Source organism: Kitasatospora sp. NPDC097691 (genome assembly GCF_040302665.1).
In the GTDB taxonomy this organism is placed as follows: Bacteria; Actinomycetota; Actinomycetes; order Streptomycetales; family Streptomycetaceae; genus Kitasatospora.
This window is the reverse complement of record NZ_JBEORY010000044.1, coordinates 60,658-70,052: the sequence shown is the minus strand read 5'-3', so window position 1 is coordinate 70,052 and position 9,395 is coordinate 60,658. Positions and strand designations below refer to the sequence as shown.

Here is a 9,395-nt window from a genome sequence, read left to right as displayed (position 1 = left end):
GCCATACCCGTTCGTCGCTGGAGGGACGGTCTTTATGACGTTTGCTCTACCGGTCCGCCGTCCGCTCGCGCGAGCGGACGGCGGACGGCGGGCTCGCCTCGGTGTCGGTGTCGGTGTCGGTGTCGGAGCTGTTTCGACGGACGGCTATTCGCGCAGCCCGATGCCCTCCACCGAGCGGGTACGCAGGGCGAACCGGGTGGGCACCAGGATCGCGCTCAGCCCGATGAGCGCGGTCACGGCGACGATCCCCACGTACATCAGCACCGGGAAGTGCGGCACCGGCGACCCGGTCAGCCCCAGACTCACGGTGGCCAGTGGCAGCAGCGGGACCACGGTGCCCACCGCCACCGCGATGGCCACCACCATCCCGGCCTCGACCCGCATCATCCGCACCACTTGGTCCCTCGACGCCCCGACCAGCCGCAGCAGCGAGAACTCCCGCACCCGGCCCAGGGTCGCCAGCACCAGCGTGTTGGCCACCGAAATGGCGAGGTAGCCGAAGACCAGCGCGAGCGGCAGCGCGCTGGTCAGCACCGAGGACGCGGCCTGCTCCTGCTGCGCGGCCGACAGGCCGCCCTTGTCGAGCACCTTGAGGCCCGGGTACCGGTCGGCCAGGCCGCGCAGCGCCACGGCGATCCGTCCCTTGTCCGCGCCCGCGGCGGCCTTGACGAACACCGCGTCCTCCACCTGGCGGGAGCTGTGCGCCAGCACGGTCTCCTGCGGCAGTGTCACATCGCCGAAGCCCAGGCCCCGGTCGTAGACCGCGACCACCGTGGGCCTGATCTCGGCGCCGTCCGGGAGGTTCAGCCTGACGTGGCCGCCCACGTGCGCGCCGAGGGTGGCGGCCGCGCCGCCGCTGATGGCCACGACGTCGCCGCGCAGGTTCGCCAGGTCGCCCTCGGTGACGCCCAGGTCCATGGTCTGGCCCATGCCGTCGGGAGTGACGCCCTGGGCCTGGTACTTGAAGATCTCCGGCGAGTCCAGCACCTTCCGGGAGCCGTGCAGCTGGACCCGCACCACCCCCGTGGCCGCGGCCACCCCCGGCACCGACGCGGCGTCCTTGACCACGCCCAGCGGCGGCCCGCCGGGCCCGCCCTGCAGCGTGAAGTCGGCCACGATGCCCGCCTCGGCCTGGTCCTGGGCCGCCGCCGCGGTCGTCGTCGGAATGCACAGCTGCACCAGGGAGAATCCGATCGCCAGTGTCAGCGGCCCGATGCCGGCCGCCAGCCGGCGGGCATTGGCCCGGGTGTTGGCCACCGCGAGACGGCCGTGCGGGCCGGTGCGCCTGCGGACCGGCCCGGCCATCAGCCGGCCGGCCAGGCTCACCACGGGCGGAGCCAGCATCAGGACCGCGATGATCATGACGAGCCCGCCGGTGCCCGCGCCGACGACCGCGAAGACGCTGCCGGAGAACAGCGGCAGCAGCGAGGCCGCGACGCCGACCAGGAACAGCAGCACGCCGAAGAAGGCGCGGCCGCGCCCCAGCTTCGCGTGCTCGATCTGGGCGTCGCCCATGGCCTCCACCGGCCGGATCGCCACCGCCTTGCGGGCGACACCGATCGCGGCCACCTCGGCGGCGGTCACCGACGCGGCGACGGCGACGAGCATCGGGACCGGGCCGTAGGAGAACGCGAAGTCGTCGGGCACCGTGCCGGTCAGACTCAACGCGCTCATCAGGACCTCGGCCACCAGGACACCCGGCAGGCACCCGATCACCGACGCCACCAGCGACACGATCAGAACCTCGGCCGCCATCATCTTGTACACCTGGCGCGGGGTGGCCGCGACGGCCCGCAGCAACGCCAGCTCACGGCGGCGTTGGTGCACGTTGAGGGCGAGGGTGCCGGCCACCACGATCATCGCGATCAGCACGACCGTCGCACCGAGCGAGCCCGCCAGTTCGACCAGGTCTGACCGGGCCGAGGCCACGTCGAGGAACTCCACCTGGCTGCGGTCCTCGCCCAGGTAGGTCTCGGCACCGGATCCGGCCAGCTTCCTGTCGATCCGGTCCGCCAGCTTGTCCAGGTCGGTGCCGGGGGTGGGCAGCACCCCCACCGCGTCGATCCGGCCCGGGTGGCCGTAGAGCGTCGTGGCCTCGGCGTCACTGAAGAAGACCGCCGCCGAACGCAGCGGCCCGGCCGCGCCCTTCAACGAGGCCACCCCGGTGACCGTGTACTCGCGTGCCTCCCGCGTGGTCGCCAGCCGCACCCGCTGCCCGGACGACACCTTCACGCGTTTGGCCAGTTCCGCGTCCAGGACCACCTCTCCGGCCCGCTCGGGTGCCCGGCCCTGCTCCAGCGCGAAGGGCCCCAGAACGGAACCGGACCAACCGTGGCCGGTCGAGGGCTGCTCGCCGCCGCCGTCGTCCAGCCCACCGTCCCCGTCCACCACCCGGGCCGGGAAGCCGACGTCCGGCACCGCCCGCTGTACGCCCTCGACCGACGCCACCCGGTCGGTCAGGTCACTGTTCAACGGGGCGGGCTGGGACAGCGACTTCTGCTTGGTCTTGCCGTCGGTGACCTTGAACGACTGCTTGCCGCCGACCACGACCGGGGCCCCGGCATAGCGCTGGGTGGCGACCCCCGAGCCGAGGCCAGACTGCAGCAGGACACCGAACGCGGTGATCAGCATCGACGCCCCGAGCAGGGCCACGAACGCGCCGACCAGCCCCGCCTTGCGTTCCCGCAGCGTCATGAGGACGAGTTTGAACTCCACCGGCTCACCACTCCTCGAGGCGGGTCATCCGGGCGGCCACCCGCGCGGCGGTCGGGGCCTCCATCACCTCGGCGAAGGTGCCGTCCGCCAGGAACACCACGCGCTGCGCGAAGGAGGCGGCGACCGGGTCGTGGGTCACCATGACGACGGTGTTTCCGTCCCGGTCCACGATCTCCCGCAGCAGGGCGAGCACCTGTCGCCCCGTCCGGCTGTCGAGCGCGCCGGTCGGCTCGTCGGCGAAGATCACCTCGGGCTTGGTGATCAGCGCCCGGGCGACCGCCACCCGCTGCTGCTGGCCTCCGGACAGTTGCGCCGGCCGGTTACGCAGCCGGTCGGACAGTCCCACCCGCCGGGCCACGTGCTCCAGCCGGCCGGGGTCGGCCGAACGACCGGCCAGCAGCAGCGGCAGCGTGATGTTCTCCGCCACCGTCAGGGAGCCCAGCAGGTTGTACGCCTGGAAGATGAAGCCGACCCGTTCCCGGCGCAGCATGGTCAGCTGCGCCTCGTCCAGCGTCGCCAGATCCGTGCCGCCCAGCCACACCGATCCGGAGGTCGGCCGGTCCAGCCCCGCCGCGCAGTGCAGGAAGGTGCTCTTGCCGGCCCCCGACGGGCCCATGACCGCGGTGAACGACCCCCGCTCGAAGTCGACGGTGAGTTCGTGCAGTGCGGAGACCTCCGCGGCTCCCTGACCGTACGTCTTGCTGACCGACCGCAACTCCACCGCCCAACGGCCCTGGTGGCCCGGCTGACCCGGCCCACCCGACTGACCCGGCTGACCCGGCTGACCGGAACCGTCGTCGGCCGCGGCCCCCGGGGCCGCGCCCTCGGACTGCCGCCTCGTGACCTCGCCGTGCACCACCGCGCGTCTCCCTTCCGGACCTCCGACGACATGACGCGATCGACGCTAGGCGTCCGGATCCTGCGGGAACCACGGCGTTTGCTGGAGTTCGTAGGTGCAGCTGACTGCACCTCTGCCCGCGTCGCGGTCACGTCCGGTGATCACCCCGTGGTGATAGCGTCTGGGAAAACGGGTGCTTGGGGGGCTGAGCGGAGATGGACGGCGATCCCCGGCGGCCGCTTCGCCGCGGGCTGCCCCGGGCGGCCACCCGGCAGGAGTTCTTCCGACGTTTCGGCCGGGCCCTGCACTACCTCATGGTCGTCGGCGGCAGCGCGATCGCCGCGTTCATCGGCCTGTACGCCCTGATCATGGTGTTCGCACTGAGCCTCGTGGGCCCCGGGCTCAGCCTGGTACCGCTCTCACTCGCCCGGCTCCGGAAGGTGGCCGACGCCCACCGCCGTCGTGCGGGGCAGTGGCTGGGCTGCGACATACCGGCCTCCTACCGCGAGGCCGAGGGAAAGATCCTGGTCCGGGCCCAGGTGATGCTCACCGACAAGGCCACCTACACCGACTTGCTGTGGCTGCCGGCGCACGCCCTGCTCGGCACGCTCGGCGCCGCCCTGGCCATCGGGCTGTGCGTGGGATCGGTCAGCTGGCTGACCATTCCGCTGTGGTGGCAGGTACTGCCCGAGCCGGCGCAGCTGATCGTCTGGGACATCGACTCCTGGGGGGCGGCGCTGGGGGCCGGCTTCGCCGGTCTCGTCTACGGCACGCTCGCCTGCGTCATGCTGCCCTGGTGCGCCCAGCTGCACGCCCTGATGACCCGGGCGCTGCTCAAGCCACGCAGGCGCCGGACCTCCCTCGCCAAGCGCGTCGAGGAACTGACGATCACCCGGGCCGAGGCCCTGGAAGCACACGCGGCCGAACTCCGGCGCATCGAGCGCGACTTGCACGACGGAGCGCAGGCCGGGCTGGTGTCGGTCTCGCTACGGCTGGGCCTGATGAAACAGATCCTCAAGAACAACCCGGAGAAGCTGCCCGAAATGATCGACCAGGCACGCGACCTGACCGATCAGGCCGTGCAATCGCTCCGCGTCGCCGTGCGCTCCATCTATCCGCCGGTGCTGATCGACCACGGCCTGGCCGAGGCGGCCCGCTCGCTGGTGGCTTCCTGCCAGATCCCCACCAGGCTGGATCTCGATTGCGAGCCCAGAGGGGCGCGGGCGCCCGCCGCGGTCGAGGCCGCGGCGTACTTCGTCATCTCCGAGGCGCTGACCAACGTCGCCAAACACAGTGGGGCCGAGAGCAGCCAGGTGCGGCTGCGGACCACCGAGAGCAGGATTCACATCTCCGTCTGGGACGACGGGCGGGGCGGGGCGACGACCGGCTCCGGCAGCGGCATCCGCGGCATCAAGCGCCGCGTCGCGGCCTTCGACGGCGTCACCGAGCTGCACAGCCCGCCCGGAGGACCGACAGAACTTCGAGTGGAGCTTCCGTGCGGATCGTGATCGCCGAGGACAACGCCCTGCTGCGGGAGGGCCTGTCGCTGTTGCTGACCGGTGTGGGCCATGAGGTCTGCGCGACGGTGGAGCACGGCGACGACCTGCTGCCCACGCTCCTCGGACACCGCCCGGACATCGCCGTCCTGGACGTACGGCTGCCTCCGACCTACCGGGACGAAGGGCTGCGCGGCGCCGTCACCGCCCGGGAGAAGCTGCCGGACCTGCCGGTCCTGGTGCTGTCCCAGTACGTCGAGCACGCCTACGCCGCCCAGCTGTTGGCCCACGGCGCCTCCGGCGTGGGGTACCTCCTCAAGGACCGCGTGGGACGGGTGGAGGAGTTCCTGGAGGCGCTGGACCGGGTCGCCGCCGGCGGGGTCGCCATGGACCCCGAGGTGATCTCCCAGCTGATGGTGCGCAGGGTGCGCAACGACCCGCTCGACGCGCTCAGTTCGCGCGAGCGGGAGGTGCTCTCCCTGATGGCGGAGGGGCACGGCAACGGCACCATCGGGAAGCTGCTGTTCATCGCCGAGACCTCGGTGAACAAGCACATCGGGAACATCTTCACCAAGCTCGGCCTACCGACCACGGACGGCGGCCACCGGCGGGTGCGCGCCGTCCTCACCTACCTCAACTCGATCGACACCCAAACGAACTGAGATTCCGTCAGCATCTCCGTGGCCACCGCCCCGGAGAACTCCGGCAGCGCCCCGGCCGCCCCCCGTCCTGAGGTGCAGAGAACTGCACCCCAGGACGGCAGGGAACCTGACTGTGGGCACCGCCGCTCGGGACATAGCCTCGCTGTGCAGCGGGAGACCGACCCGCCACACCCTCTCCTTCCACCCCACACGGCGAACAGGAATTGCGATGTCCGGATGGCAGCCCCGAAAAGAACGTCCGCTGTGGCCCTGGGTGTTGTTGGCCATCATCGTGGTGGGCGTCTGCATCAACGTGACGCTCAGCCTGGCGTAGCGCCTCCCGCCGGTGCGCCGCTCAGGCGATGAACTCCTCGCACCCATCCCGCATCGAAGAATGTGTACGCTGCCCCGCACCCGTCGCTGGACCGGCCCTCCGCCAGGTCACGGTTCGCCGCAGCCATGCCGTTCTCGCCCGGACGGATTCACCCTGAAGGTCCGCCGCCGCCGGAGAATGGGGCGCCTACGCTGCCGACGTCAGCCAACGTGTCCCGGAGAACCAGTGAGACTGCCCGTCATCATCCACCACGCCCGCCTCGGCGCAACAGAGTTCAAGGTCATCCGCCCTGGCCGACCACTGCCCCACGCGGTGCTCATCGATCGCGACCGGCACCTGGACGCCCACCTTGACGAGGACACCGCACGCCTGATCGGCGGCCTGTGGGTACTCGCCGCCACGTCACCGCACGCGCTGATCCACCTGCCGATGCGCCGCAACCAGCCCCCCTCCCGCGAACTGCCGGACGACGCGACACGCCGGCTCGACCTCGTACTGCTACATCACTCGCTGCAGTTCGCGCCGGCACGCTGGAAAGAGCTCCGCAGACGCCTCGGCCCGGGCCGTCCGCAGACCGTGACGATGCCCGACTCGGAACTCGAAGGCGATATCGTCATCGACTACGAGGCACGGCACTACCGGGAGAACCGGGACCTGTTCCACCAGCATCTCCACGCCGAAACCCTGTTCATGACCGGCAGCGCCAAGGTCTTCCGGGAGACCGCCCGGCACTTCCTCGACGTCGCCCGCAACGGGCCCGGCTACGTCCCCATCCACCCGAACCACCCGCACTTCTGCACGGAGCTCCACTCCAACGACGGCATCCTCGGCGACGCACGCGAGATCCACATCGAGTACTGCGACGAATGGAACTCGTGATCCAACCAGCGCAAGGCGAGGCATTCGGACGGTTCCAATACCCGACTCCACCACTACACCCCGACCAACGGGCCACCGAACGGGCCGACGAGGCATCGAGCGCGGCACCGGAGCGGCCCCGTAGGCCCCTGGTCCCGAACTGGCCCCGCCGGACTCCCCCTGCCGTCACCTGCCGCGCGTCCGCTGAACCGGCTATAGAAACGGCAAAAGCCCCGCTGGCCTGGACATTCGTCCAGTCAGCGGGGCTCCGACATCACTGTCGGGACGACAGGATTTGAACCTGCGACCCCTTGACCCCCAGTCAAGGGGTCCAACTATTGTCGGCAGCCGGGACCTCAAGGCCTCGGCTTCTTTTGTTGCTCAACCACCATGAGGCGCCTGAGAGTTGGCGGCTTTTGAACGAGCGCGGCGCAGCGGCGAGCTGACAGTTCGCCAATGTTTACTTTGCGCACAAGCGCCCGTTTTCGCCCATCAGCGTTCATGAGCGCTCATCCCGCGTGGTCCCAAAATGGTCCCCAGACTGACCACCCCGCCACAGCTACTGCCGGTGACCGAGATCTGTCGGCCCTTCAGCAAACACCACCGTGCGATCCTGACAGCCGGTGCATCGACGGCGCCGGCCAGCTCGCCGGTCCGGCTCTTGCGGGCGGATCACGGCCGCTTACCCACTGGCTACGGATGGTGATCTTCCGGGCTCACTCCCGCCACGGGCTTAGCCTCAGGATTGAGGGCGGAGGGCGCCGCAGGTCCCGCGTAGGTAGCAGGACGATGGTGGCGGCGCGGGGGTGTTGAGGCGCCCCGGCCGCGACCGCCCAGGAGCTCCCCTCACCCTCGGCCTGTGAAGCGTCGGAGTGACTCGTCGACGAGCGCCTGAAGCTCTCCGTCGAGGTCCTCGGCCGACAGCGAGTCGAAGGATATGAAGGCCTGAAGCCTGAGGATCCGTTTCAGGAGGTCTCGGAGGAAGTCCCGTTCGGTCACCGTCTCCAGGGGGATGTCGACCTTCTGCCAGACCCTGAGGATGCCGCGCACGATGTGGGGGCTGCCGCCGATGGAGGTTCGACGGGCGTAGATCTGGTCGAAGGCTGACTCGCCGAGGACGGAGAGGGCGGCGTAGAGGTCCTCGGGTTCGGCGTCCCGGTCGTGGACGAGATGGGCTCGCCACCAGAGCCGGCCGAAGACGTGACGGGTGACGTCTGTGCCGAGGACCCGGTCGTGGTGGAAGTCGGTGTATCGCCAGGCGGCCACGTCGGGCATGACCACGAGGGAGAGAAAGGCCCAGAGGTCGCCGGCGACGGCCTCGGCGGGGATGATCCCGGAGTCCCGATGGAGTATCTCGGCCACGGCGATGTCGAAGCCGCTGGCCTGCTTCCGGTTGTGCGGCGCCGGGAATCCTCTCTCGCGGGCCGCTTCGACGATGGCGCCCCGTAGCCTCAGCAGCCGCTCCGGAGGGAGCCGCACGCCACCGGTCGCCGCGTAGAACATGGCGAGATGCGACTGTGCGGCGTCGGCGCTCAGTTCGTCGGGCGACTTGCCGAGGTACGACGCCCTCAGGTCCTTGGCGGCTCCGCCGAGCAGGCGTGGGAACAGATACGCCATCACGTTTCCTTAGCGAAGAGGCCGACGGCGCTCTGCACGCGGGCGGAGAAGTACGACGGGTCGCTGCGGCGCATGAGTCGCAGCGAGGCCAGCGTCATGTCAGGTAGGTGGGTGCGGACCGCGCCGAGGAGCATGTGGCCGAGGGTGTCCGGCTCGAAGGTCGATGCGTCGTCGAGGTCTTCGTTGCCGACTGCGTGCTCGATCATGAGCCGTACGACGTCCTGGCGGAGTGCCGACTGGATCAGCCTTTCGGCGTGGGTGGCCTTCTCTGCCTTCCGCATAGCGTCGAGGACGAGGGTGGTACGGCTGTTGACGAGGAGCAGGACCGCTCCCATGGTGGCGGCGTCGAGATTGGGCCCGATGTCCAGGTACCAGGGGGCGTCCTCCGGGTAACCGGCCTCGGCGAAGTCAACGACGGCCATCGGGAACTGCGAGGCGTCGCCCTGGAGGCGGACCTGGGCGTGGTGTTGCCAGAGGATGGACCCGGCGCGTCGGGGGCCGGTCGGGTCGGGGTTGTCGAGGTGCCTGGCGAGGACGACCTGGGTGTCGATCGACAGCACACCACCGCTGTCCCGTCCCAGGACCGTGAAGGCCAGGTGGACCGATCTGCTCCCGCCGCCGGTCAGTCGTTCCTCGGCGGCGAGCATGCGCAGGCCGGAACCGGAGGAGTTCCAGACGGTGGTGAGGGCGAGTTCGGCGTCCGCCGGGAGCGCCGCGCTCTCGCGGGCCGCGTCGAGGTCGACCTCGACGGTGCATTCCAGCTCGAGGTCGCGCTGGTAGTCCCAGTCGACCACCGAGGGGGGAAGCGGGATTCCCTGGCCGTCCTCCTGTTTGAGGAGCCATCCGTCGGTGGTCACCGTGTGCGGGCGCGGGCGTCGGTAGGGGTAGGCGCGGCG

The 9,395-nt window shown here is 70.3% G+C and carries 7 protein-coding genes; 3 read left to right on the top strand and 4 right to left on the bottom strand.

The window, feature by feature from the left end; all coding sequences use genetic code 11:
• Window positions 1-144: 144 nt before the first annotated feature.
• Both ABTY56_RS26540 and ABTY56_RS26535 read right to left on the bottom strand, forming a co-directional pair.
• Window positions 145-2,715 carry an FtsX-like permease family protein gene (locus ABTY56_RS26540; RefSeq protein ID WP_350631682.1) on the bottom strand — a complete coding sequence of 857 codons (2,571 nt, stop codon included), beginning with the start codon at window positions 2,713-2,715 and terminating at the stop codon, window positions 145-147.
• 4 nt (window positions 2,716-2,719) lie between these two features.
• Window positions 2,720-3,436 (bottom strand): ABC transporter ATP-binding protein, encoded by a 717-nt coding sequence (locus ABTY56_RS26535; RefSeq protein ID WP_350631681.1) that lies wholly within the window; start codon window positions 3,434-3,436, stop codon window positions 2,720-2,722.
• Between the two features lie 332 nt (window positions 3,437-3,768).
• Between ABTY56_RS26535 and ABTY56_RS26530 the strand changes: the two genes are divergently transcribed.
• The 3 genes from ABTY56_RS26530 (at window position 3,769) to ABTY56_RS26520 (ending at window position 6,903) form a co-directional block, all read left to right on the top strand.
• A complete protein-coding gene (locus tag ABTY56_RS26530) occupies window positions 3,769-5,061 on the top strand; it encodes a sensor histidine kinase (RefSeq protein ID WP_350631680.1) in 1,293 nt (430 codons plus the stop codon).
• Window positions 5,049-5,711 carry a LuxR C-terminal-related transcriptional regulator gene (locus ABTY56_RS26525; RefSeq protein WP_350631679.1) on the top strand — a complete coding sequence of 221 codons (663 nt, stop codon included), beginning with the start codon at window positions 5,049-5,051 and terminating at the stop codon, window positions 5,709-5,711. Before ABTY56_RS26530 ends, ABTY56_RS26525 begins: the two co-directional genes overlap by 13 nt.
• A gap of 538 nt (window positions 5,712-6,249) precedes the next feature.
• Window positions 6,250-6,903 (top strand): hypothetical protein, encoded by a 654-nt coding sequence (locus ABTY56_RS26520; RefSeq protein ID WP_350631678.1) that lies wholly within the window; start codon window positions 6,250-6,252, stop codon window positions 6,901-6,903.
• An 825-nt stretch (window positions 6,904-7,728) separates the two neighbouring features.
• Here ABTY56_RS26520 and ABTY56_RS26515 read toward each other — a convergent pair.
• On the bottom strand, window positions 7,729-8,499 hold the full coding sequence (locus ABTY56_RS26515) for a DUF6339 family protein (RefSeq protein ID WP_350631677.1): 771 nt from the start codon (window positions 8,497-8,499) through the stop codon (window positions 7,729-7,731).
• Entirely contained in the window at window positions 8,499-9,356 is an 858-nt protein-coding gene (locus ABTY56_RS26510) for a hypothetical protein (RefSeq protein WP_350631676.1), read from the bottom strand. Before ABTY56_RS26510 ends, ABTY56_RS26515 begins: the two co-directional genes overlap by 1 nt.
• Window positions 9,357-9,395: the final 39 nt, after the last annotated feature.